This window comes from Enterobacter kobei (assembly GCF_001729765.1).
Lineage (GTDB): Bacteria > Pseudomonadota > Gammaproteobacteria > Enterobacterales > Enterobacteriaceae > Enterobacter > Enterobacter kobei.
In genome coordinates this window covers 2,213,554-2,237,805 of record NZ_CP017181.1, presented here as the reverse complement: position 1 = coordinate 2,237,805, position 24,252 = coordinate 2,213,554, and the positions used below count along the sequence as shown (strand labels likewise).

Genomic DNA, 24,252 nt, shown 5'->3' with positions numbered 1-24,252 from the left:
TAAGGCGTAGCCGCCACCCGGCTTTGTTTTTTCAGTTTAACCTTAAGGCAAATCCCTCAAACTTCATCCAGGCTTATTCTTTTAAATTCATAAGGATATCTGACATGAGACGTTTCTTTTTCTCGCTTTTCTCAAGCCCTGAATCCTTGCTGCAGGTGATGAGTCAGCAGGAGATCATCGAAGCCGTGGAGGATGGTGACCGCATCATCATCGACCAGGACGGGAATGCATCGGTGAACTACAAAAGCAATGAGGTACGGCAGGATTTTCTGCGTCACGTCAACGCGCTGAAGAGGGCCTGATATGGGAACGGCGATATTTATGGTGCTGATGGTATGCGGGTACTGGTACACCAGTCGCGATCTGTCGACGCGCTTTAAAATCAAGCGCTCTTTCGGCTGGGACGTCTATTTCCTTGTTGCGCTTTATGGCTGTATTTTCGTGCTGCAGGGCGTGGTTGCCACGGGACTGCTTTGGCTCCTGCTTCTCGCCCTTTCTGCCGCCAATAACGCCTTTCACTTTGCCTCACCGAAATATACCGACTGGCAAATCGACTTTATGAACTGGAGTTTTTTAGGCATTCAGGCGCCAGTGGTCGTGATGCTGGCGTTTGCCATCCTGTTTTGCCTCTATCGCTCCAACTGGGCAGGCAGCGCCAGGCTGGACGGTGAAAGCCGGAAAAAGCTCTACAAACGGCTTGCCCAGTCGAGCGGTATTGAACAACTGCTCTATCAGTGTATGGAGCAAGGCGAGCTGGCGCAGGTGACGCTTCGGTCGCGGCGGATATATATCGGCATGATCCACACCGCGACGCTGGAATACGAAAACATGGCCAATATTGTGCTGATACCGATGTTAAGCGGGTACAGAGACGAGAAGACAATGAATTTGCGCATCGAGAATAATTACAGCAAGTGGTATGCGGAGCATGACATTACGCTCGACTCCGAACCCCGCAGCGCTATGTCATTCCGAAAGGTGATTTTACTCAATCAGATAGAGAGCCTGTCACTGTTCGATCCCGCCAGCGCCAGCGCGCTGTCTCTGGCGCAGCGGGAGTGACCAATATTCTGGTGCGATTCAGCCCTGGGCCTTTTGAAAGAGGTCCCAGCGGTTGCCGTAGAGATCTTCAAACACCACCACCGTACCGTACTCTTCCTCACGAGGTACTTCACAGAAATGAACGCCTTTTTCTTTCATGGCATGGTAATCGCGCCAAAAATCATCTGTCTGAAGGAACAGGAAAACCCGGCCACCGCATTGATTGCCGATAAAGGCTTCCTGCCTCTCATTAGAAGCTTGTGCCAGCAGAATATTGCAGTCGCTTTCCGGATTTGGCGTGACGACAACCCAGCGTTTATCCTGCTGCGGCGTGTCCTCGACAAGGGTAAACCCCAGCTTGTCGGTGTAGTATTCAATTGCACGATCGTAGTCATCAACCACAATAGCCACGCACCCAAGACATCGCTTCTGTGTTCTCATTTTCCGTTTCCTTTACCCTGAATGGTTATGCCCAGCGCATTCCCACAGAATACGCGCGCATAAAAATATTTTATAGATCGGTTAGCGTCGCAAAAAACCGTGCCGCTAAGGCGCCGGGGATCCTGGTGAAGGCAGCGAAGGATACCGACGGACCCGTCCTGCTGATGGGACACGGAATTATCAACCGGTATATTGCGAAAGAACTGCTCGCATCTGGCTGGAAAGAACAGACCCGCCCCCGTACCGGTTACTGGGGTGCGGGTGTTTACAGCCGTTAAGCCCCCCGGAAAAGCTTATTTTTCCATTAACTGTTCCAGACCGCGTGATAACGAGTGGAGGACAGCATCCGTCTCCACGCCCATTTGCGCATGAATAATGGCGCCGTCAATAAGCAACATGATTTCGTTGATCACGCGCTCATCAGTGACCTTCGTCAGCGACGTAATCATTTTCTTTGTTTCGAGTTTATGGTCACGGCATATCGCCTTTATTTCACTTTCAATATCTTCAGACTTCGCCTCTCCACTGGCGTTAATAAACGCGCAGCCGTGAAACTCGGGTGAAACGAACCATTCGTAAAGCGTGGCAGATAATGCATCTGACGATGCCTGACCGGCGTTGAGATTACGCCGCAATGAGGCCTCAAACCAGTTCATCCATATTTCATGTCGATAGTGCAAATAGGCGAGAATCAATAAACTTTTACTCGGAAAGTGGCGATAGAAAGTTACCTTGGTCACTTTCGCCTCTTTAATCAACGTATCCACGCCCGTTGCCTTGAAGCCCGTGGAATAAAAGAGATCGTGAGCGGTACGTAATATTTTATCCCTGACGCTGATTTTTGTCTCGTTGCTTGCGGGTTCTGTTTTCATTTTTCGGCAGCCTCAAAAAGGGATGTTGACAACGTTATTTTTCAGGCATAGATTAACGCAAGTAGACAGATCTGTCTACATAATATCACACTGAGGTAATCGCCATGAATACACGCCCTCCTTTACCGCCCTTCACCCGTGAAAGCGCCATCGAAAAAGTCAGACTCGCCGAAGACGGCTGGAACAGTCGCGACCCGGCAAAAGTCGCGCTGGCCTATTCGCTGGATACCCAATGGCGCAACCGCGCAGAATTCGCCACCAACCGTGAAGAAGCGCAGGCGTTTCTGGAACGGAAGTGGAAAAAAGAGCTGGGTTACCGCCTGATTAAGGAGCTCTGGGCATTTACGGATAACCGGATCGCGGTGCGCTATGCTTATGAATGGCATGATGATTCCGGCAACTGGTACCGTTCCTACGGCAATGAAAACTGGGAGTTTGAAGCGGACGGGTTGATGAAGCGTCGTTTTGCCTGCGTGAACGATATGCCAATAAAAGAATCTGAGCGACTGTTCCACTGGCCGCAGGGCAGACGCCCGGACGATCACCCCTCGCTGAGCGATCTGGGGTTATAGGATTTTCGCATCACTCCGGGGCACCCCCGGAGTGATGAATTTACAGTGCGCCCAGCTGTTTCATCAGCGTCAGGTTGTCCTCAATATGCCAGTTAGCCACAATTTTACCGTCATTAATTTCATAGATATCCGTGGCGATAAAATCTATTTTCTGCCCCTTTCCTTTCAGCTCGCCGAATGTTCCGGTAAACGTGCCGTGAAAATGTAAATGGGAGACCACACGATTACCGGAAATAATCATCTGCTCAACGTCACAGCGTAAATCAGGTACGGCAGTACGAAATGCCCGGGAGGCTAAAATAGCGCCCTCGGGTCCCTGTTTACGCCCTTCCGGCGGCGTTTTATCAATAAAGTTAACCGCAAGCGCTTTACGCGCCAGAGACGGCGTCCCCGTATTCCAGAACGTTGCATATTTTCTGGCTGCAGCCTCATTCGCGGCTAATTGCGCCTGCGGCAGGCTTTTATCGACAATCAGCTGCTGTGGTTTCACCCACTCCTCCTGCGCCGAATAAGCGGCGCCCGACAGACCGATAATAATAAGCGGCAATAAAACAGAACGAAAAGAGGTTGAATAGTTCATCATTTTCTCTCAATCATTTATCAGGATAACGGCAAGGTGGGATAATCGGTATATCCCGTCGCACTGCCACCAAACAGCGTGGCGGGATCGCGCACCTGGGCCAGCGGCAACTTGTGCGCCAGCCGGTGGGGTAAATCCGGGTTGGCAATAAATGGCCGTCCGAAGGCAATCAAATCGGCATAGCCAGCCGTAAGTATTTGTTCGGCTTTGTTAAGGTCATAGTTGCCCGCGACGATAAGCGTTCCGCTAAACGTCTCGCGCAGGGATTGACGGAAAGTGTTGGGTACCTGCGGCGCGTCGTCCCAGTCGGCTTCCGCCAGGTGGATGAATGCTATCCCGTGTTGTTCGCACCAGGCCGCTAGAGCGAGGATGGCGTCGATCACCTGCGGGTCATTCATCCCCCGCTGGGTAATAAACGGCGAAAGGCGGATGCCCGTACGCTCGGGCCCAATGGCCTCCGCAATCGCGTACAAGACCTCCTGGGCAAAGCGGATCCGGTTAGCAAGCGTGCCACCATACTCGTCCGTGCGTTTATTGGAGGTTTGACGCAGGAACTGGTCAATCAAATAGCCGTTTCCGCCGTGAACTTCCACGCCATCAAAGCCGGCCTGGACGGCATTCAGTGCCGCCTGGCGATAGTCCGCGATGATGCCGTGAATGTCTTTGCGCGTCAGCGTTCTTGGCTGCGGGCAGTCAACCATTTGGCCTTCGCCCTTTTCGTTCACCACCCACACTTTCGCGTCCGGTGCCAGCGCTGACGGGGCCACGGGCAGACCATCCTGATGAAAACTGGCGTGCGACATTCGCCCGACGTGCCAGAGCTGAGAAAAAATCACCCCGCCCGCCTGATGCACGGCCCCCGTCGTGAGTTGCCATCCTGAAACCTGCTCCGGCGAATGGATGCCGGGAGTCCAGGAGTATCCCTGGCCCTGCGGGGAGATCTGGGTGGCTTCGGTGATGATTAAACCCGCGCTGGCCCGCTGCCGGTAGTATTCCGCCATCAGCGACGAGGGAATATTGCCTGGCTGAAGGGAACGCGCGCGGGTCATTGGCGCCATAACGATACGGTTTTTCAGGTCCTGCTGACCCAACCGGTAACGGTCAAAAAGTGAGGAACGGTTCATGTTTTCATCCCTTATGGTTTGGATGAAATCACTTTACAGGCGGTATTTCATTTTGATAATTACACTGAAAACTGATGCACTTTTCGGAAAATATGAATAATGGGCAAGCTTGAAGATATGGCATTGCTGGTTGAAGTGGCCGAGGCCAGGGGACTTTCCGCCGCCGGACGACGGCTGTCGCTCTCTCCTGCGACCATGACGGCCAGACTGAAGGCGATTGAAGAACGTTACCAGACTCGCCTGTTTCACCGTTCAACGCGATCCATCACGCTGACCCGTGCCGGAGAAGAGTTTTATCATGCCGCGCTGCGCGTGCTGGAAGAGATGCGCCATGCCGAGTCGCTCCTGACGCAAAAAGAGGGCGTCCTCAGTGGCAATATTCGCCTTTCTGCCCCCTCGGATTTTGGCAGACAGTATCTTAGCCCCGCCGTGGTGGAATTTTCCCGACGCCATCCTGACGTGAAATTTTTCATCGCGTTAAGAGAACATGTTGAAGATCTGGTCGCTAACCGGCTGGATATGAGCGTGCGTTTCGGTAACCTGCCGGACAGCAGCCTGGTCGTCAGAAACATCCGCCCAAATCATCGGGTGCTGGTGGCCTCTGCGGCGTATCTTAGCAACCGCGGCGTCCCCGCCACATTTGCGGAGTTAGCCCATCACCGGTGCCTGGCACTTGAGTCTCAGGGCGTGGTGATGAACGAATGGCGCTTTGAAAAAGATGGCGAGGAAAGTGTCGTTCGCGTAGAGCCAGCCATGGTGTGCGACGACGGGGCATTGCTTCGTCAGTGGGCGCTCAGCGGCGCTGGCATTGCGGGGAAATCCTGGTGGGATGTGAAGGACGATGTTGAGGCCGGAAGACTCACCGTCCTGTTTGCTGACAGTTTTACCGGTTTTAGCCGATACGACCGCAAAGATGTCGGGCTACAGTTTGTTTACCCGCAGCGTAAACTGCAGCCGCTTCAGGTCACGGCCTTTAGCCAGTTTTTTCTCGACTGGCTAAAAAAACGGTAGCGTGAATGTTGATTAGACCCGCTTAAAATTCATCGACACAAGGCTGACCCACCTTATCCAGGGCGTTGACCAGCCTGGATCTGAGTTCAGTTAATGCGGCTTCCTTCTCTTCCAGCTGTTGCAACTTGCGGCGCAGCGCGCTTTGTTTTTGCTCAGCGGTAAATTTATCGTCGACCCAGACAGCTAAAACATCCGAAATTTCGGCCAGGGTAAAGCCCAGCATTTTGGCATGCTTGATCATTTTCAAACGCTGTAAATCGACGGCGGAGTAGACTTTGTAGTTGTTGCTGCGATTCGGTTGCGGGATTTTCTCCAGCAACCCTTGCCTTTCGTAGTAACGGACCGTCTCCTTCGATAAGCCCGTTTTCACACACAGTTCGCCAATGCGCATCGCGTCGTCCTCCCCTTTTCAAAATCACGCTTGACCGTGTACTTAAGTGCACGGTTTATCCTGTGATACACATATCAGGGAAACGGGATTTGAGGTATGAATATTTTTGATTATTCAGGAAAAATAGCGTTGATTACCGGGGCATCGTCGGGAATAGGTCGTGATTTCGCCAGGCAACTCGCTGCCCGCGGCGTGTCGTTGATCCTGGTTGCCCGCTCGGAGCCAAAGCTACAGGCGCTTGCCGCAGAGCTGGCCAAAAAGCATGGCGTATCAATCACTATTATCGTGCAGGACTTAGTGGAATCAGATGCCGTTCCCCGCATCGCGGAACGGCTGGGCCTCCTGAGGCGCTTCCCCGACATTCTGATTAATTGCGCCGGGTTCGCCACCTATGGCCCCTTCGAAGCGCTGTCGATCGACAGGCAACGTGATGAGATATATGTGAACTGCGTGGCCCCCGTGGCACTGACTCACGCTTTGCTACCGGAAATGCTCCGCAAAGGCGCAGGAGTGGTAATTAATGTGGCCTCAACGGCCGCGATGCAACCGGATCCCTATATGGCCATTTATGGCGCGACCAAAGCCTTCCTGCTCTCCTTTTCAAATGCGCTTTGGGGAGAGTACCGTGCAAAGGGCATTCGCGTGTTGGCGCTTTGCCCGGGGGCAACGGATACGGCTTTTTTTGATGTGGTGAATGCGGAAGAAGCCTCGGTGGGTAAAAGGATGCCAGCGGATAAGGTGGTTACGCTGGCGTTGAAGGCGGTCGATACCAACCGTAACTACCTGATCACCGGATGCGGTAACTGGCTTCTGGGGCAGTTATACCGGTTTGTCACGCGTAAGCGTCTGTTACTCATCGCTGAAAAAGTACTGCGTCCACGATCGACTTAAGCAAAACCGTGTCGTTTCAGTGCAAAGGATTGCCCTGAAACGCTGACAGATAGATGCCTTAATGCGCGAAAAACAGTGATACACTTACCCCACCGGGTGGGTCTTCCCGTTTGAACGCATGAGGAAACAACAGTAACCCAATGACGAAATGGTCACTCGTTGTCAATCCTGGCCTGTCACGCTAAGCTTAAATAATGACTAAAAATATGAACGCCCCATCAATACGTGGTCCACTTGACCATTCTGTCAGAGAGCAAATCGTCGAAGCGGCTTTTGAGCACTTCGGGCATTACGGCTATGAAAAAACCACCGTCGCCGAACTCGCGAAATCCATCGGTTTCTCTAAGTCCTACATTTATAAGTTTTTCGATTCCAAACAGGCTATTGGCGAAGTGATCTGCGCTAACCGCCTGGAGCTGATCATGGCGGCGGTGCTTTCTGCCATCGAGGATGCGCCGTCAGCCAGCGAAAAATTACGCCGTCTGTTTAAAGCGCTTACCGAGGCCGGAAGCGAGCTGTTTTTCCACGATCGGAAGCTTTACGACATTGCCGCCGTCGCCGCACGGGACAAATGGCCGTCTACTGAAAGGTATACAGACGGCCTGATGAAGCTGATTGAGAGCATCATTATTGAAGGCAGGCAGGCGGGTGAATTCGAAAGAAAAACGCCGCTTGATGAGGTCACGCAGGCTATCCACATGGTGATGTGCCCTTATATCAATCCCATACAGCTGCAATATAACCTCGAAACGGCCCCCACTGCGGCGGTGCTTCTCTCTTCGCTGGTATTAAGAAGCCTGGCCCCCTGATTAGTGACCATTGACTTTATTGGTCACTAGTCTGAGAATGCGGAAACTGTCCTGTTACTTCTATAAGGGTTTCCCATGCTCAGGCTCAATACAGCCCGCCTTGCCGTTAGCCTTCTGCCGTTTGTCCTCATGGCGTGCGGCGATAATTCCGCGAGTGACGATCCGCGCACAAAGCCACCGCTTGTCAGATCCGCCGCCATCGAGCTTGCGAACAATACTGCGCACGCCTTTACCGGCGTGGTGGTGGCGAGAACGCAAAGTGATTTGGGTTTCAGGGTTCAGGGGAAAATCCTTGAGCGACTCGTCGATACCGGGCAAACCGTCAGACAGGGTCAGCCGTTACTGCGCCTCGATCCGGTTGACCTGAAATTACAGGCCCAGGCACAGCAGCGCACGGTGGATGCTGCCCAGGCGCGTGCGAGAAAAGCGTCCAGCGATGAGGCGCGTTATCGCGGTCTTGTGGCGTCCGGCGCCGTGTCCGCCTCGGAGTATGATCAGATCAAAGCCGCCGCCGATTCCGCCAGAGCGGAACTCAGCGCAGCCCGGGCGCAGGCCAACGTGGCGCAAAACGCAACGGGCTATGCCGTACTGCTGGCGGATTCAGACGGGGTAGTGATGGAAACCCTCGCCGAGCCGGGTCAGGTGGTGAGTGCCGGGCAAGTGGTGATCCGACTCGCCAGGGCGGGACAACGTGAAGCGCTCGTGCAGTTCCCGGAGACCTTGCGCCCTGCCGTTGGCAGCCCTGCACTGGCCACACTTTATGGCAATGAAAAACACCCGGTCAGCGCAACGCTGCGCCTGCTGTCTGATTCAGCCGATGCCACAACCCGCACCTATGAAGCCCGCTACGTGCTGAATGGTGACCTGGCAAACGCGCCGCTGGGGGCAACCGTCACGCTGAACGTTCAGGACCCAAAAGCGGAACGTCAGGTCATGCAGGTTCCGCTCGCCTCACTCTACGATGCTGGCAAAGGCCCCGGTGTCTGGCGCATTTCCGCCAGGCCGGCAAAGGTTACCTGGACGCCGGTGAAGGTGCTGAGCGTGGGTGAAGATGCCGCGCAGGTCACGGGCAGCGTGAAGCCAGGCGAGAAGATTGTGGCGCTGGGCGCACACCTTTTGCACGAGGGTGAAATCGTCAGGCTTGCAGAACAACGCAATGCCGCGCTGGCGGAGAACACGCCATGAGCGGAAGTCGCTTCAACCTGTCAGCGCTTGCCGTGCGCGAGCGCTCCATCACCCTGTTTCTGATCGTCCTTGTGACGATTGCCGGTATCTACGCCTTTTTTGGGCTTGGCCGCGCGGAAGATCCCCCTTTTACGGTGAAGCAAATGACGGTGATATCCGTCTGGCCCGGCGCAACCGCGCAGGAGATGCAGGATCAGGTCGCCGAACCGCTGGAAAAACGCCTGCAGGAGCTCAAATGGTATGACCGGACGGAAACCTATACCCGCCCCGGCATGGCGTTTATCACCTTATCGTTGCAAGACAAAACACCCCCCGCAGAGGTGCAGGAGGCGTTCTATCAGGCGCGGAAAAAGCTGGGAGACGAATCCCTGAACCTCCCTGCCGGGACGATCGGCCCGATGATCAATGACGAATTTGCCGATGTCACCTTTGCCCTTTTTGCCCTGAAAGCGAAAGGTGAACCCCAGCGGCAGCTGGTACGTGATGCCGAAGCCATGCGCCAGCAACTTTTGCACGTACCCGGCGTGAAGAAAGTGAACATTATCGGCGAACAGGCGGAGCGGATATACATCGCTTTCTCTCATGACCGACTGGCTACGTTGGGTCTTTCGCCGCAGGATATTTTCAACGCCCTTAACAATCAGAACGCGTTAAAAGCAGCGGGCTCTATTGAGACCCGGGGCGCCCAGATGTTTATCCGCCTCGACGGCGCGTTTGATGAGTTGCAGAAGATCCGCGATACACCCGTTGTGGCTCAGGGCAAAACGCTCAGGCTGTCCGATGTAGCGACGGTTGAACGGGGCTATGAAGATCCCCCTACGATGCTGATACGTAACCAGCATGAACCCGCCCTTCTGCTGGGTATCGTCATGCGTGAGGGCTGGAATGGTCTGGCGCTGGGTAAAGCGCTGGATGCCGAAACGGCAAAAATAAACGCGAGTCTGCCGCTGGGCATGACCCTGAGCAAAGTCACCGACCAGTCAGTGAACATCAGCTCGGCGGTGGATGAGTTTATGATCAAATTCTTCGTCGCCCTGCTGGTGGTCATGGTGGTCTGTTTTGTCAGCATGGGCTGGCGCGTGGGGGTGGTGGTTGCAGCGGCGGTACCGTTGACGCTGGCGGTGGTCTTCGTGGTGATGGAAGCCGCGGGGATAAACTTTGACCGCGTCACGCTGGGCTCCCTGATCCTTGCCCTCGGCTTACTGGTTGATGATGCCATTATCGCCATCGAAATGATGGTGGTCAAAATGGAGGAAGGTTACGACCGGGTCAAAGCCTCCGCCTACGCCTGGAGCCATACCGCCGCGCCAATGCTGGCGGGTACGCTGGTGACGGCAATTGGCTTTATGCCAAACGGTTTTGCCCAGTCAACCGCCGGTGAATACACCAGCAATATGTTCTGGATTGTCGGCCTCGCCCTGATTGCATCGTGGTTTGTCGCCGTGGTGTTTACCCCCTATCTTGGGGTGAAGATCCTCCCGGCCATTCCCAAAGTGGAAGGAGGCCATGCCGCCATCTATGACACGCCGCGTTATAACCATTTTCGCCGGATGCTGAGCCGCGTTATCGCCGGAAAATGGCGGGTGGCCGGTGCCGTGGTCGCTATTTTCATCCTCGCCATATTCGGCATGGGACTGGTAAAAAAACAATTTTTCCCGACATCCGATCGCCCAGAAGTGCTGGTTGAAGTGCAGATGCCCTATGGCACCTCAATCGAACAGACCCGTGCCGCAACCGCAAAAATAGAAGCATGGTTGAGCCAGCAGCCTGAGGCCAACATCGTGACGGCCTATATTGGCCAGGGATCGCCCCGCTTTTACCTGGCGATGGCCCCCGAATTACCTGACCCGTCTTTTGCAAAAATCGTGATCCTGACGGACAGCGAGACGTCACGCGAAGCGCTCAAGTTCAGGCTCAGGGAGGCTGTCGCCAGCGGCCTGGCGCCCGCGTGCGGGTGACGCAGCTGGTCTTTGGCCCGTACTCGCCCTTCCCGGTTGCCTGGCGCGTTTCCGGGCCGGATGTCGGTACCTTACGCGATATCGCAGACAAGGTGAAAGGCGTGCTACAGGCAAGCCCGATGATGCGTACCGTCAATACCGACTGGGGATCACGCGTTCCGGTATTGCATTTCACCCTCGATCAAAACCGTCTGCAGGCCACCGGATTAACGTCCAGTGCCGTGGCTGAGCAGCTTCAGTTCTTGCTCTCAGGCGTGCCAATTACTGCCGTGCGGGAAGATATTCGCTCGGTAGAGGTCATGGGGCGCGCCGCGGGGGATATCCGTCTCGACCCGGCAAAAATTGAGGGTTTTACCCTCGTCGGCAATGCGGGGCAGCGCGTTCCGCTGTCTCAAATTGGCAAGATTGAGATCGGTATGGAAGACCCGATTTTGCGCCGCCGCGACCGCACTCCGACCATTACCGTGCGGGGTGATATCGCCGACAATCTTCAGCCACCGGATGTATCGGTCGCCATCATGAAACAGCTCCAGCCGATTATAGATACGCTACCGGCCGGATACCGCATTGAGATGGCCGGTTCGATTGAGGAATCGGGCAAAGCCACGCAGGCAATGATTCCGCTGTTCCCGATCATGATTGCGCTGACGCTGCTGATCATCATTCTGCAGGTGCGTTCGCTCTCGGCGATGGTGATGGTGTTCCTTACCGCGCCGCTGGGGCTGATTGGCGTGGTGCCGACCCTGTTGATTTTCAATCAGCCGTTTGGCATCAACGCGCTGGTGGGGTTGATCGCCCTTTCAGGCATTCTTATGCGCAATACGCTGATCCTGATTGGGCAAATCGATCATAACCAGAAGGACGGTCTCGATCCGTTCCACGCGGTGGTCGAGGCGACGGTTCAGCGAGCCCGGCCCGTACTGCTGACGGCACTTGCCGCCGTGCTGGCGTTTATTCCTCTGACGCATTCGGTATTCTGGGGAACCCTGGCTTACACGTTGATTGGCGGAACCTTAGGCGGTACGGCCATTACGCTGGTGTTCCTGCCTGCGATGTATGCGATCTGGTTCCGGATCCGCCCTGCGGAACAGCGCGTGCAGTCCCCGGCAGAAAACGTGTAAACTACCCTAAGTAGATAACTGTTCCGAGGAAAGCATGGTTGTTAAGCGCTTAAGAAAAGAGGATCGCCGCGTACAGCTGCTGGAAGTGGCGCGCGGAATTGTCCGCCAGCAAGGCACGGAGGCACTGACGTTGGGTTACCTGGCGGAGCGGGCCAACGTGACCAAGCCTATCCCCTACGACCATTTTGGCGATCGTGAAGGGTTGCTGATGGCCTTGTATCAGGATTATAGCGATCGGCAGTTAGCAAAATTCCGTGAGACGCTGGCTGTAGACAGCAAAACGCTGGACAAGACGATCCGCTTTTTCAGCGCCGCCTATATTGATTGCGCCATGACCGCCGGGCCCGAAACCGGGCCCATCGCCGCGGCGCTGTCCGGCTCTCGCGCGTTGCAGTCGTTTCGTGAGGCGTGCGTTGCAGAATGCGCCGACTGCCTGCGTACCGCGCTTTCCCCTTTTGTCGTCCTGAAAGGCGTTCAGGGAGAAGCGGTACTGACGGCCATCATTGGTGCGGCGGACGCGCTCAGCACCGCCGCGTGTAACGGCGTGCTCGCCCGAAATGTTGCGGAAGATACCCTCAGCGGCGCCATCACCGGGGTGCTGGAGACCTACGTGAATAGCACAAAATGATCGTTGGGTGCGGATTGACAGCTAAGTTACCAATAGTAATATAAACGTCACTTCTCACCCATTCGAGGTCGCTATGTCTGCTACACATGCCATTAATAATGCACTGATCGTGACGGCTCACCCTGTCGACAATTCGTTATCCCATTCGCTGGCCGCCCGCATTGCCGGGAAACTGCGTGAACAGGGTACGCAGGTGGAGATGGCCGATCTGCATGCCGAAGGGTTTAACCCGGCCATGTCCCGCGCCGATCTTGATTTGTACCACGGCGATCCGAGCGCCCTTCCTGAAGATATTCTGCGCGAGCAGCAGCGGGTCGAGCGGGCGGATATGCTGGTATTCGTTTTCCCGGTGTACTGGTGGTCCGTTCCCGGTCTGTTGAAAGGCTGGTTTGATCGCGTTCTGACGCTGAACTGGGCGTATAAAGTGGCAGAAGACGGCCGGATTGTGGGCAATTTGCGCGACGTTCCCGTTCGCCTTATTGCGACTGCTGGCAGCGATCTTAACGGTTTCGATAAACATGGTTATTCGACGGCGATTCAGACTCAAATAGTCGAGGGCATTTTCGGCTTCTGCGGTTTGAAGAACGTCAAACTCGATATTCTTTACCAGGCAGACACGGCGACGCCTGAGCTGGTGGAGGAGTTCCTGAAGGGACTAGAGGGCCTTAAATAATCCCGGCTATTCAGTCAGCAAAGGCGTGCACAGCAGGTTACGAGCCTTTGCTGACAGCTTCCTGCCGCTGCATCGTACCCCTACTCAAGTTGATGTCTTGAAGCAATGCGTTAAGCAACGCTATAACTAACGTGCTCATTCCGCATATAGCGGAATGAATAAACAAAGGTCATTCCATGTATCAGTCAGTTCAGCCAACAACCACCCTCACCACCACCGGCACCTTCGGCGGCATGAGCGTATCTGTAGCAAACGACTGACAAACAGAACCTCAATCCCCGCCTAACTGGACGGGGAAATACCTCTCCGTTCACCGCCCTCTGAATGGAGAAAGAAAATGATTTCTGACAATGCTCTCTTAATTATCGACATGCAGCAGGGCCTCTTCCGGGGCCCGGTCTCACCCTGTTCCGCCGATGCCGTTCTGGCAAATATCCGTTTGTTAATAGCCAACGCGCGCCACGCTCAGGTACCCGTCTTTTTTGCCCGCCATGTTGGACCAGACGACTCGCCCTTTTCAGCGCAGGGGCCGTTGACGCAGCTGATACCCGAGCTGGACGTGAAGGAGCAGGATGTTGTTTTCACCAAGCGCCATCCCAGCTGTTTTCGGGATACCGAATTGCTGCGTGAACTTAATCAGAGAGGCATCAAACAGCTGGTCATTGCCGGGATGAAAACCGAATTTTGTGTCGACACCACCTGCCGGGCCGCGCCGGAGCTGGGCTTCAGGACGATATTGATTTCAGATGCGCATACCACAATGGATAACGCACATTTATCCGCCACTGACATCATTGCGCATCACAACAGCACGCTGGCCGGCCCGTTCGTGATGCTGTCGACTGCCGGCGACTGGCATTTTAATACGGTCAGTTGAGTTGGCGGGAGCGTCTCTCTCTATCCCGGCGTGCCTTTCCGCGCGTCGGGAAAAGTAGAGAAAATTACAGGGTAAAACCTCCATCACCCACCTGTGCCTGAGCGTACCATTTCATCAGCTCCGCACTACCGGGCGCGTTCTCAGCCGGTGACCATGGAGCGGTATCGTGCTCCGGAACAGGCTGATAGCCGCCGTGTTTCACCTCAAAAATGACGCCGCCTTTATCCAGCGACAGCACGGCATGCCAGGTACCGGCATCCATCTCCAGCACTTTGCAGTCTTCACCTAACACCACGCGCTGGGTCACGTTACCGCTGTCATCAAAATTCAACACCAGAAAGCGACCGCTCAGAGCCGTCAGCAGTTCAAACGTGTGCGGGTGGCGATGAGGGCGAACATAGGTACCTGGCTCCATCGCGATAGCCAGGCGTTGTACCGGGTCGCTCAGTTCGGGATGTAAATTGCGGTGCGCGCGTAAGCGAGGAGAATTGGCAGCCTGCTCGCTTTGTTGCTGCAGGTCACTGAACGTAATTTGTTTCATATACACCTTTGTGAATGTGGTCAGCTGGCGGCAACCCGATTGCCGCAGAACGTTATACCATTCTGAAAAGCCGATAAGCCACGGTATTTATGAAACAAAACGCTGCTAGCGTGTTGAAAACATCGCATCTGCCGCTCCGCGCGGACAGGTAATTTTAAGAGAGACAGGGATTTTTCAAACGCTGACTCAGACCATCCGTGGGTGTGATAAATCCATGCGGGATCTGGATAAGTTCTAGCCAGGCATACCATCCTCGTGCGCCCCCTTCGGTTTCAGGTCGTAAGTATAGTGTGATGAGTCCAAAACTGAGGTTGAGTAAAACTCACGTTGAAACGCACGTCATCGCACTGAAATTTAAACCCGTCGGGAACGTGTAGACTCGGTGAAAGCGATGCCAGAATTGAGAGTCGTATTTCAACTGGTCGTAAGATAAATTCAGCGTAAGTGTTACGTCATACAGGAGGGGATATGCCGCAAGCTTTACCGGGAATTGATGTTTTATTTGTCGCTGGGTTCGGGCCTATTTCACGGGACACAGCGTCCAGCGCCGCGTTTTATATCCATACACTCGGCCTTCCGCTTAAGCCGATGGAGGGGAACAGTGATTATCTGCTCGCAGAAGTGGGCCAGTTGAAAGGCGTGAAGCATTTCGCCGTCTGGCCGCTTACACAGGCGGCAATGTCCTGCTTTGGAGAAGAACAATGGCCCGCTGAGCACCCGATACCGCAAGGATGGGTTGAGTACGAGGTTCAGGACCTGGACTCGGCTACCCGTATTTTGACTGAAAAAGGCTATCGGTTGCTGGTGGCAAACCGCACAGAACCATGGGGGCAAACCGTCACCCGCCTGCTCAGCCCGGAGGGCTTGCTTACGGGATTAACGATTACGCCGTGGCTTCGGGAGGTATGACGCCCTTCACCAGGCCATTTACCAGCAGGGTAAAAACCTGAATCGCTTTTGGTAATGCCTGCTGCGGATCTTCGCTGGCGCCCACCCACTGGGCGGCATTCAGTGCGGCACCGTTTAACAGCCAGGCGGTGGCATCAACATCTACCGGTTCGATTAAGCCGCGTTCAATCAGGTCGGAAAGGCTCTTACGCGTAGCGCCGAGGCAGTTATTCTGGCTCGGCCATTTTCCCGGGTCCCCAAGAAAAGCCGGACCATCAAGCAGAACGATGCGACGGACTTCTTCATCCAGCGCCATTTCGATATAGGCTATCCCTTCTGCCAGAAGCTTTTGCTGGTCATCCTTCACATGTGCCGCTGCACTTTTGGCGCTTTGCGCCATTTCAGAATCAATCTGGGTAACGACAGCGGCAAGTAACCCCTTTTTATCGCCAAAATTATGATACAGGGCCCCGCGCGTCAGGCCCACGCTGGCAGTAAAATCATCCATCGAGGCTGCGGCAAACCCTTTTTCGGCAAAGGCTTTACGTGCAGCCGCAATCAATTTAGTGCGGGTTTCTTCCATCGTTTCGGCGCGGCGTTTGGCTGCCATAAGAACTCCTTGCAATCTACACCACGCAAGTCGTTTGACATACGCGGCGTATGTGTGATTAGGTTGACATACGCCGCGTATCTTAATTCATTTATTTATGCCGCGCATCCATTGTCCCTGTCCAAAGAAAGGATCCGTTATGAACCAACCGAAACCCGTTTTCCCTGCAAATCGCCACGCGCTGTATGAGCAGCACGGTTATTCTGCAGCGATCCGCTCTGGTGATTTACTGTTTGTTTCCGGACAGGTGGGTAGCCGGGAAGACGGTACACCCGAACCCGACTTTGCAACGCAGGTAGAGCGTGCCTTCGATAATCTCAAGGCCACGCTTGACGCTGCAGGATGTACGTTTGCCGATCTTGTTGATGTGACAACCTTTCATACCGATCCGGAGAATCAATTTCCAGCCATTATGCAGGTGAAACAAACGCTTTTCCCTAAGCCACCGTATCCGAACTGGACAGCCGTGGGCGTTACCTGGCTGGCGGGATTTGATTTTGAGATAAAGGTTATCGCCCGGATCCCTGAACATCAGGAATGAACACGTTGCACACAGGTATCAGAAGAACCGGTATCTGTGTGTAAAAGTGGAACCGGGGCGGACATAGTGAGTGTTAGCTCAGAGTGACGCTACCTTACAAAGGGCGGTTAGCATGTTACCCGCGCATATCGAAACCGGATTTTTGAAAATCTCTGTAGACTTCCGGGTTGTTGAATGCCGGGAATTTGGCTTTTTGGGCTGCTGATTTTATCGCTTCACAATAGGCTTTATTGCCGTTGCTGGTGGATATGTTTAAAGGCGTGCCATCCTGAGCAAATTCAATATGCAGCCTGCATTTTTTCCCTTTCCAGTTTTGCGGCTCATCCAGTTTGGCATTTATTGCCGCCCTGATTGCCCGCGCTTGCGCGCCCCACTCATCCTGATCGTCCCAGCGCCCTGAACTGCAACTGCCCGTTGCCGTGGTCTTATGGCATCCAGAAGGATGCAACGGCGCACATCCTGCGGCCATGTTCACCACAAATGCCACTATAACAATTTTCTTTATTGTTTCAGACACGATCACTTCTTGCCTCTCAGTCCATTTAAGCCTCAGAAATAGTGATCTATTTTTCTGTATTGACTGGACATGTTTCAACTACCAATTTTTCACACAACCCGATGCTTCCAATGAACCTTTTTATGGCGCAAGGATAATAACCTGCGATGTCGTCGTTCATCACGCACGCTAAATCACTACCAAAGCGCTCACCTCCCCAGTGCCTCAAGAATTGCATCCTCCATTTTCTCGGGCGTCGTCATCGGTGCAAAACGCTTGAGGGGTATCCCATCGCGTCCGATCAGGAACTTCGTGAAATTCCATTTGATCCGTCCTCCGAGCACGCCAGGCAATTCGTTTTTCAGAAAACGAAACACCGGGTGCGCTGCGCCACCGTTTACCTCAACTTTCTCGAACATGGGGAAACTTACGCCGTAGTTAATGTAACAAGTCTTCGAGATTTCATCGGCGCCGCCGGGCTCCTGCTTACCAAACTGGTTACAGGGAAAGCCAAGCACCACTAGCCCTTGACTGGCGTATTTCGTGTAGAGCGCTTCAAGGCCCGCGTATTGCGGCGTGAAGCCACACTGGCTGGCAGTATTCACGACCAAAACCACCTCACCCGCATAGTCGTCCATTGAGATAAGACGGCCATCCAGGCTGGTGGCGGTAATTTGATGAAAATTGGTCATACTGGCATCCTTAAAAGAGAAACGGTTCGGCGTGAAATCTGGTTAACCTTCAGGTTGAATCACTCGTGATGATGATCCCTCAGGAAAACGGTTAATACATCCTTAGGAGGGGCTATTCCCGTTTCTGAAAGCATCCAGCCCACCGCGCCGCGATGATATGAACCGTGAAAAAGGACATGATTGAGCATATCTCCTGCCTTCATTTCACCATACCCACCATCGACGAAACGAAATTTAACGATTTCAGAAAGATCAGACGTGTTCATTATTATACCGACGTGTTGAATATACCATTTAGTGCATTCAAACATCTTTGTCAGAAGCTCGTCTGCAGTCGGGGTATCTGCCGTATTTAACGCGGTGTATTGGTGCTTTTGTCCAGTAATCTTGGCTCTGAAAATCATATCAACGACATAAACATGGTTCATAAGCCTGAGCATCAGATGATGCTTATCAGCATTCGCTAACGTATCTACCTGTATAGAAAGATGTTGCGGATTGCAAGACACCTTAATGCCCAAGTAATGGATGATGATGGTACGATTTACAGTGACGAATCGCAGTGGGAGTATGATCCGTCAACTAACGCTTAACGTCTGCTGTTGGCTCGCAGAGGCCAGGCTAGCTGGTCTTCAGGTCTGCTTTGAGCGAATAGCGGAAGTTAGCATGTGTCTCAACTGCAGGAGAGTTGTACTAACAACGGCATGAGATAATTAACCGGGAGCAGGTCACAGATGCCCAAACGTCCTCTTCCTGCTGCTAAACAATCCTGTCATGCCTCCATTTCATATGGCCGCTATGAGCGAAGAGCGTACATTGGCCTTGGAGGATATCTGAACTATTCTCCGGAAATTATCTAATAAGCGAATGGTATGGATTACAGGCATGCTTGCAATTCCCGACAAACTATAAACAGCATGAAGTCGCGATTTTTTCTACTATTGGATAAAGTTTTCAACTTTTTGGTCGTTAATTATTTTTTAGATAGATTTTTTCAGGAGAAGAGCAATGGCATTTACCGTCGGTGAAAACTATGCGTTCAGGGACATACAGAAGCGTTATAAATTCCTGAAACCGGGCGAAAAGGGACTGTCGCAGGGCGGTTTTTTAAATCCCTCGCGTGGCAATTCCTCCACATTAATTCGCGCCATCTTTGCGCGCAGAGAGGTCAATGGACCTCTGGATAATCTATTGTTCGTTTCTGGCGATAATGAGTACCGAAACTACTTCACCCGTCTTGAGAAAGTGCAAAAGGAATGTAGCCCATTCCTCTATTTTAAAGAAAAGAATGGCGAGTGGTCTTATATGGGGCACAGTAAGGTGGATCGTTTACTGGAGCCCGACTCAAAAGAATTAACCCTCTTGCTTGATGAAATGGGTTGCACGCTGGAAACGGTTGATGAGGTGGATGGCAAACCATTGTGGCAGCTTACAGCATTTGGAGTGCAAGGTTTTATCAGACCGCGTAGACTGGAATTTATAGTGGTCTTAGAGCAGGATGCGTAGCTAACTGTCTTTGTCATCAAATATGTCTGTGGGGCGTTCAGTAACGTCATTTTCAGTATGCTATATCAAGAAGAAACATCACCGTTGTTCGTCGTTTGACGCGACATCACTATAACGAGATGTTCCGCAGACCAACGATGAATTGCTGAGGCCGGTACAGAGACACCTATCGCCAGTAAGATCGAAATAACATCTCGAAAAAAGTGATGCGTTATTATCTGGCTCTATACTAATTCGCCGCTATCGGCCTGACTTAGCCTTGCTCCGAGATTTCCTTCGTCATTTATAGAGGGTGATTTCAGAACAACGCGTCTTTATAGGGATGCCCTCACGTTTCTGAAGAAGAAATACTAAAGATCACAACGTATTAATTAACAGTGAGCAGGTCAGCATCATATAACATATGTTGAGCCCTTATAGTGAAATAGTAAAAGCCCCTTGCGAAGGGGCCTGATTAAGAAAAATTATAGAGAGCTTTTTTTAGCCCCATCGATCTCAGCCTGGCAAACATCATCATTTGTAAATGTATACTGAAGGTAAACATACCCCTGCGCAGAACTGTTCGCTCTTGCTTCAATAGAAATAGCACCAATGTTATTTTTCAGCGGCGTTTCCTGCGTTCCCTTCCAGGTAGCTGAAAGGAATCGTTCCTTTTTGTTAAGCCCCATCATCCAGTCCTGAGGTTCTTTCCAGATAGAACCTGACAGTAAAAGGTCTGTGGTTTCAGCCTTTCCATAAAGCGAGCTTAACGAGCTACTCAACTCTTCAAAGCGAGATTTCAAGGCAAGCCCATAACTATCAGTATCAATGTTTTTACCGACAGCTCTGATTTGGCATAAGCCTGCTTTAGGCGAGATCAACAAACCATACATTTCAAAATCAGCGTTGGACTTCGGTAACTTATCGGAAGTATAGAGATTTACGCTGTCAGGAAGTGGTTTTAGCTTTGCCCCGATCATATCTTCGATATTCTTTTGAGTCAGGCCAGCCTCGAGTCCGAACGGACCATCAGCTGGTGGCAGCAGAGGGGGCTGTTCATGTCTTGTTTCAGCGGTTGTGTCCTTCTTACTGCTGGCGGTTGCAACATTATCCTGAACCGGTGCAAGCTTAACTTCAGCAAGCCCATATTTAGCCGTGAGATATTTTTGCTGCAACATCGCCATGCTTTGCTCTTCAGTAGCAACCGTTGACAGTTTTAAGACCTGTATTAAACCACCACTGTACTGGCTGGCATCTGTTTTTGCTTCGTTTATTTTTACTGCCAGGTCCTCCATTTCAGCTTTAATAGAAGCAGCAAGTTCAGGGTCTGGCTTGACACCTGAAACAACGACGTCAATTTTGGCTCCTGACTCAATTGCATTTATACGCTGTTCTAAAAGAGCCTTATTCGTTCCTAAAACTTCCAATCTTGCGGTGATTAAATTCTTGATCAGTCCACCTGAAAATTGTTGATCAATATGTTTCGCTGCAGAGATTTCTCCCTCCGTTTGGGACAGCTCAGCCTTAAGTGCCGCCACTTCCTGCTTTTGCTCTGGAGTTAACTCTTTAGGCCCACACCCGGTTAACATCGTTATGCTTACTAATGTTGCAATCAATGTTTTTTTCATATCCCTGTCCCAGTGGAAAATATTCAGATTAATCCTATCAGAAAGTGAACTGCAACAGAATATTTGAATCGTCACAGGTATGAGAGACGACTCCGGAGTCGTTAAGTTGGCTTTAAGAAAGATGCCTATGAGTGCTCAGTATTAACCCTATGCGTTTAAAATCGAAGTAGTCATACCGGTTGTTGAACGCTGTCATTCCGTATCCAGCATTGCAACACGATCCCATATCCCCCTTACGCCGAATAAAGAAATACGGGCCAGACTCCTTAACTAACATAGGCAATCAGAAGCTCAGGCTGGGTTCCGCCAACTTCAGAAGGAGCTAACGAAGCAGATAATGATCCAATAAGCATCCGTTCGCCATAAATGTGTTGCTCCCGGCGGCCGATTGTGGCGTATGGCATAGTCAAAGGCGTTTCGGAACGTGGCTTTAAGCCAGCGAAATCACGGCTGCATCGCAGCTGACAGAACCTTGTACAAGTTATATGCACCGAGCGTCTCTGGGAAATCAGTCCGGAGGACATCGAAAATGCTTCGTCGTGAGGACAGGAATTGTTTTCTGTGTGCGGTCAGTCCAAACCGCATCCATTATGCAGATGCGGTTTAACACAATCAGAAGATCATAAAGTGCTGCGCAATTTGCCAACCGACAGAAAGCCCAACAATGCAACCCATCACCGTCAGTACAAAGCGATGACGAAATCGGGATTTGAGAAAATTCACCTGTAACTCAGCAATAGCATGATCAATGCCTGTTTGCCTATCAGCTTGTTGCGCCACAACAACGGATATTTCATGCTGGAGCGCATCACACTGGTTTACGGTTGATTTAACCGAATTAACTAAATCCATCCGGTTTCGCTCAAGCTCGCCGAGCAGTTGCTGATGAGACAACTGCTGTTCCTGCAACAAGGATTGCTGCATCTTCTCAACGAAACTCTTTTGAACAGCCTGATTGTCCACCATTGTCTGTTCGAGCATGCTATGCCGTCCTACCTGGTCATCAAGGCCACTTTGCAATTTTTGCGCAAGATCAGAAGAAAAGTTAGCAATACGCTGTTCAAGTTCTGCCAGCAAGGTGGCGTTTGCCTCGCCAATTTTGTTTTCCGCCTCTGTCACCCTTTTTACGCAGCCAATTAGCTGCTTAGCCTGATCTTGCGTTACCCCTTTTGCATCCATTAATCCCTGGTTGGCCTTATTAATCTCTTTTTGCTGTTCTTCCAGTAGCACCTGTTGTTTCAGGATTTGTTCATTTTGTTCAGCAAGGGAGCGTGTTTGGCCTTCCAGAATGTTTTGCTGATTCAATAAAATCTGTTGTTGCTCGTTCAGTAGCTTGGATAGCGCCGTATTGACAATCAATAACTGAGAAGATTTTTGCGTCAGGCGACCAATGGCTTTATTGAGATCAATCTGCGCATCCTGTAACAAATCGTCGCGATCATTCCACCAGTTAGTTATAAAGTTTCCGTCCCTCTGTTCCCTGCGCAGGCGGTCAAGATCCTTCGCGCTCTTCTGAACCGTTTGCTGCTCCTCCGTCATACTGCTAATCAATTCTTTAATGTTGCTGTCGCGAAAGACACGTTCCGGTAAATCTGCGGACGAAAACGCCTGGATAACCTGAAGTTCCTGCTTGTTTAACAAACTCATCTTACTGTTCTCAAATATTTTTTAGAAAGTCATCAATTTCGGCCTGGCTTTCATTAATAAACACAATTGCAGCAGTACTCCGCGCCACTTGCACAGCTGTCTCGGCAGTAGTTCTCTCAAGACATGCCAGTGTTGCTTTAGTCGAAATCGTTGCAGTAGCCAGGTTTTCCCCAATAGCTTGATACTGGGTTATAGCAGTCGCGTAATTTTCAATATTACCCAGCGAACGTTCTGAAAGTGTCACCAGCTCACTGGCAAACGCTTCACGACGTATACCGTCTGCGAGCATCTCATCCATGAATTTTTCGCTTAACGTAAAACGGGAGCGATCAAAAAACGTATCAATCTGATACGAGAGAAAGGCAGAAAGCAATCCGGTGGCAATGCCTATGAGAACTGGGGTTAACATATCTGCAAAAGGTTTCAGAAACGGTACAGTCGCCATAAACGTCGCGATGCTTTCGTTCAACAACATACCGACCGAAGTCACGATGACAGCAGTGAGCATTTTCAGTCCTTCCTGTAACGCTTGCTGTGCCGTCATATGTGCCGGTGGGAAGAAAATCATTTTAAATGCCCGGAAAAGTCCCAACAGCCCTTCCCGAATCATGGTCACGAAACGCTTTGCGGTAGAGAGAAAATTATTAAGCAAGAAGGTGAGTAAATTACTCATGAATCCACTCACTCCACCCTGGAACATTTGTCCCAGCGCATCGGGAATTTTTTTGGTCACGGAAGCAACTACGCGCATTAAGCGCTGTCGGACCTCCTCAAACAATGTTTTTCCCACTTCAACACCATGTTGAATAAGCACTTTGAACTCGTTAAACAAGCCATTTACCAGTTCAGTGAGCAATAGCCCAAGAGCTTGTCTGAGCCCCATCTGCAACGCTTGTTGGCCGCCTGTCTGCAACAACTCTGCGCTTTGTTTTTTCATTAGCGCCGAGTTAAGCGTTGTCGAAATATGGTCCTTAGATTGTTTCTTCGCTGCTGCTACTCGTTCTGGGTCCAGCTCAAATCTTTCACCATTTTTTTCTGCAAAAGTATCGAGTTCAGCAGCGCCTTTTGAACGGTTAATCGACTTATGTGTGGTTACCAGGTTTTCGTCGGAGTTGGCCATTTTGACGACTTTTTCAACGCCTTTCCCGGTTTCAAGAGCAAGATGCACTTTCTTATTTTTGGACAATGTATTTAGTGAAGTGACATGGTCGAGATCCATATCCGCCGCGTTGGTCGTTTTTCCCGTATAACCATCAATACCACCGGCCCGGAGTTTCACGCTTTTTTTTGTAAAATCTTTACTTTCATATTCTTTGCGCTGGTAATCCTCACGCGATTTCGCATGACTGGACATGTCTTTATCAGCGATGAAATCCGACTCTTCACGCTCGAAATTATGCATCGTCGTTACATTGCCGCCATTGCGATCCTCAAACATGGCCGTTGAAAGCCCAAAAGGCCCAATAATTTGTGACAACACTTGCTGCTGGCAATCGTGGAAGAGTTTTTGCAGGCGCTGTTGTTTTAAGTCTTCATATGTTAAATCCATT

Annotated in this window: 26 protein-coding genes and 2 pseudogenes; 15 read left to right on the top strand and 13 right to left on the bottom strand. The window is 51.8% G+C overall.

What is annotated here, in order from left to right:
• Positions 1-104 precede the first annotated feature (104 nt).
• Entirely contained in the window at positions 105-302 is a 198-nt protein-coding gene (locus tag BFV64_RS10895; RefSeq protein WP_069602063.1) for a hypothetical protein, read from the top strand.
• Between the two features lies 1 nt (position 303).
• The gene (locus BFV64_RS10890; RefSeq protein WP_069602062.1) at positions 304-1,062 is read left to right on the top strand and encodes a hypothetical protein; all 759 of its coding nucleotides are present in this window, start codon (positions 304-306) and stop codon (positions 1,060-1,062) included.
• Between the two features lie 18 nt (positions 1,063-1,080).
• On the opposite strand, the gene BFV64_RS10885 is transcribed toward BFV64_RS10890, so the two are convergent.
• A complete protein-coding gene (locus BFV64_RS10885; RefSeq protein WP_069602061.1) occupies positions 1,081-1,482 on the bottom strand; it encodes a VOC family protein in 402 nt (133 codons plus the stop codon).
• A 125-nt stretch (positions 1,483-1,607) separates the two neighbouring features.
• Between BFV64_RS10885 and BFV64_RS25350 the strand changes: the two genes are divergently transcribed.
• On the top strand, positions 1,608-1,760 hold the full coding sequence (locus BFV64_RS25350; protein ID WP_137984536.1) for a phosphoglycerate mutase: 153 nt from the start codon (positions 1,608-1,610) through the stop codon (positions 1,758-1,760).
• 15 nt (positions 1,761-1,775) lie between these two features.
• On the opposite strand, the gene BFV64_RS10875 is transcribed toward BFV64_RS25350, so the two are convergent.
• Positions 1,776-2,354: a TetR/AcrR family transcriptional regulator gene (locus tag BFV64_RS10875; RefSeq protein WP_069602060.1), complete on the bottom strand. Its 579-nt coding sequence runs from the start codon at positions 2,352-2,354 to the stop codon at positions 1,776-1,778.
• A 104-nt stretch (positions 2,355-2,458) separates the two neighbouring features.
• Here BFV64_RS10875 and BFV64_RS10870 point away from each other — a divergent pair, with 104 nt between their 5' ends.
• Positions 2,459-2,926: a nuclear transport factor 2 family protein gene (locus BFV64_RS10870; protein ID WP_014883739.1), complete on the top strand. Its 468-nt coding sequence runs from the start codon at positions 2,459-2,461 to the stop codon at positions 2,924-2,926.
• 40 nt (positions 2,927-2,966) lie between these two features.
• On the opposite strand, the gene BFV64_RS10865 is transcribed toward BFV64_RS10870, so the two are convergent.
• Together BFV64_RS10865 and BFV64_RS10860 are read right to left on the bottom strand one after the other, a co-directional pair.
• Positions 2,967-3,506 (bottom strand): ester cyclase, encoded by a 540-nt coding sequence (locus BFV64_RS10865; RefSeq protein WP_069602477.1) that lies wholly within the window; start codon positions 3,504-3,506, stop codon positions 2,967-2,969.
• A 20-nt stretch (positions 3,507-3,526) separates the two neighbouring features.
• On the bottom strand, positions 3,527-4,630 hold the full coding sequence (locus BFV64_RS10860) for an alkene reductase (protein ID WP_069602059.1): 1,104 nt from the start codon (positions 4,628-4,630) through the stop codon (positions 3,527-3,529).
• A gap of 99 nt (positions 4,631-4,729) precedes the next feature.
• Between BFV64_RS10860 and BFV64_RS10855 the strand changes: the two genes are divergently transcribed.
• The gene (locus BFV64_RS10855; RefSeq protein WP_045135149.1) at positions 4,730-5,641 is read left to right on the top strand and encodes a LysR family transcriptional regulator; all 912 of its coding nucleotides are present in this window, start codon (positions 4,730-4,732) and stop codon (positions 5,639-5,641) included.
• Between the two features lie 22 nt (positions 5,642-5,663).
• Here the strand turns inward: BFV64_RS10855 and BFV64_RS10850 are convergent, their stop codons facing one another.
• Positions 5,664-6,032 carry a MerR family transcriptional regulator gene (locus BFV64_RS10850; protein WP_045135148.1) on the bottom strand — a complete coding sequence of 123 codons (369 nt, stop codon included), beginning with the start codon at positions 6,030-6,032 and terminating at the stop codon, positions 5,664-5,666.
• 96 nt (positions 6,033-6,128) lie between these two features.
• Between BFV64_RS10850 and BFV64_RS10845 the strand changes: the two genes are divergently transcribed.
• From BFV64_RS10845 to BFV64_RS10815, 7 genes and pseudogenes are all read left to right on the top strand, one after another.
• Positions 6,129-6,923: an SDR family NAD(P)-dependent oxidoreductase gene (locus BFV64_RS10845; protein ID WP_069602058.1), complete on the top strand. Its 795-nt coding sequence runs from the start codon at positions 6,129-6,131 to the stop codon at positions 6,921-6,923.
• A gap of 194 nt (positions 6,924-7,117) precedes the next feature.
• Positions 7,118-7,732, top strand: a complete 615-nt coding sequence (locus BFV64_RS10840) for a TetR/AcrR family transcriptional regulator (RefSeq protein WP_014883733.1) — start codon at positions 7,118-7,120, stop codon at positions 7,730-7,732.
• A 75-nt stretch (positions 7,733-7,807) separates the two neighbouring features.
• Positions 7,808-8,917: an efflux RND transporter periplasmic adaptor subunit gene (locus tag BFV64_RS10835; RefSeq protein WP_045282068.1), complete on the top strand. Its 1,110-nt coding sequence runs from the start codon at positions 7,808-7,810 to the stop codon at positions 8,915-8,917.
• Positions 8,914-11,996 (top strand): annotated as a pseudogene (locus BFV64_RS10830) (efflux RND transporter permease subunit). Before BFV64_RS10835 ends, BFV64_RS10830 begins: the two are co-directional and overlap by 4 nt.
• A gap of 34 nt (positions 11,997-12,030) precedes the next feature.
• Positions 12,031-12,624: a TetR/AcrR family transcriptional regulator gene (locus tag BFV64_RS10825; RefSeq protein WP_032636662.1), complete on the top strand. Its 594-nt coding sequence runs from the start codon at positions 12,031-12,033 to the stop codon at positions 12,622-12,624.
• 73 nt (positions 12,625-12,697) lie between these two features.
• Positions 12,698-13,297: an NAD(P)H-dependent oxidoreductase gene (locus BFV64_RS10820; RefSeq protein WP_045135144.1), complete on the top strand. Its 600-nt coding sequence runs from the start codon at positions 12,698-12,700 to the stop codon at positions 13,295-13,297.
• Between the two features lie 337 nt (positions 13,298-13,634).
• On the top strand, positions 13,635-14,174 hold the full coding sequence (locus BFV64_RS10815; protein WP_014883728.1) for a cysteine hydrolase family protein: 540 nt from the start codon (positions 13,635-13,637) through the stop codon (positions 14,172-14,174).
• A gap of 64 nt (positions 14,175-14,238) precedes the next feature.
• On the opposite strand, the gene BFV64_RS10810 is transcribed toward BFV64_RS10815, so the two are convergent.
• Positions 14,239-14,715, bottom strand: coding sequence for a WbuC family cupin fold metalloprotein (locus BFV64_RS10810; RefSeq protein ID WP_014883727.1), 477 nt, complete (start codon positions 14,713-14,715; stop codon positions 14,239-14,241).
• A 468-nt stretch (positions 14,716-15,183) separates the two neighbouring features.
• Between BFV64_RS10810 and BFV64_RS10805 the strand changes: the two genes are divergently transcribed.
• Positions 15,184-15,624 carry a VOC family protein gene (locus tag BFV64_RS10805; RefSeq protein WP_023330340.1) on the top strand — a complete coding sequence of 147 codons (441 nt, stop codon included), beginning with the start codon at positions 15,184-15,186 and terminating at the stop codon, positions 15,622-15,624.
• On the opposite strand, the gene BFV64_RS10800 is transcribed toward BFV64_RS10805, so the two are convergent.
• Positions 15,599-16,213, bottom strand: coding sequence for a TetR/AcrR family transcriptional regulator (locus BFV64_RS10800; protein WP_069602057.1), 615 nt, complete (start codon positions 16,211-16,213; stop codon positions 15,599-15,601). The genes BFV64_RS10805 and BFV64_RS10800 overlap by 26 nt on opposite strands.
• A gap of 139 nt (positions 16,214-16,352) precedes the next feature.
• On the opposite strand from BFV64_RS10800, the gene BFV64_RS10795 reads away from it, so the two are divergent.
• Positions 16,353-16,754 (top strand): RidA family protein, encoded by a 402-nt coding sequence (locus tag BFV64_RS10795; protein ID WP_014883721.1) that lies wholly within the window; start codon positions 16,353-16,355, stop codon positions 16,752-16,754.
• 115 nt (positions 16,755-16,869) lie between these two features.
• Here BFV64_RS10795 and BFV64_RS10790 read toward each other — a convergent pair whose 3' ends face one another.
• The 3 genes and pseudogenes from BFV64_RS10790 to BFV64_RS10780 all read right to left on the bottom strand — a co-directional run.
• A complete protein-coding gene (locus tag BFV64_RS10790; protein ID WP_045135162.1) occupies positions 16,870-17,223 on the bottom strand; it encodes a cell envelope integrity TolA C-terminal domain-containing protein in 354 nt (117 codons plus the stop codon).
• Positions 17,224-17,459: 236 nt separating this feature from the next.
• Positions 17,460-17,942 carry a glutathione peroxidase gene (locus BFV64_RS10785; protein WP_069602056.1) on the bottom strand — a complete coding sequence of 161 codons (483 nt, stop codon included), beginning with the start codon at positions 17,940-17,942 and terminating at the stop codon, positions 17,460-17,462.
• A gap of 59 nt (positions 17,943-18,001) precedes the next feature.
• A pseudogene (locus BFV64_RS10780) lies at positions 18,002-18,421 on the bottom strand (DinB family protein); the annotation flags it as partial.
• A 529-nt stretch (positions 18,422-18,950) separates the two neighbouring features.
• Here BFV64_RS10780 and BFV64_RS10775 point away from each other — a divergent pair.
• A complete protein-coding gene (locus BFV64_RS10775; protein ID WP_049010933.1) occupies positions 18,951-19,448 on the top strand; it encodes a hypothetical protein in 498 nt (165 codons plus the stop codon).
• Positions 19,449-19,912: 464 nt separating this feature from the next.
• Here the strand turns inward: BFV64_RS10775 and BFV64_RS10770 are convergent, their stop codons facing one another.
• From BFV64_RS10770 to BFV64_RS10760, 3 genes are all read right to left on the bottom strand, one after another.
• Positions 19,913-21,055, bottom strand: coding sequence for a hypothetical protein (locus tag BFV64_RS10770; RefSeq protein WP_032636517.1), 1,143 nt, complete (start codon positions 21,053-21,055; stop codon positions 19,913-19,915).
• A gap of 612 nt (positions 21,056-21,667) precedes the next feature.
• Positions 21,668-22,702, bottom strand: a complete 1,035-nt coding sequence (locus BFV64_RS10765) for a hypothetical protein (protein WP_049010936.1) — start codon at positions 22,700-22,702, stop codon at positions 21,668-21,670.
• Between the two features lie 10 nt (positions 22,703-22,712).
• Entirely contained in the window at positions 22,713-24,251 is a 1,539-nt protein-coding gene (locus BFV64_RS10760; RefSeq protein WP_045135140.1) for a hypothetical protein, read from the bottom strand.
• Position 24,252: the final 1 nt, after the last annotated feature.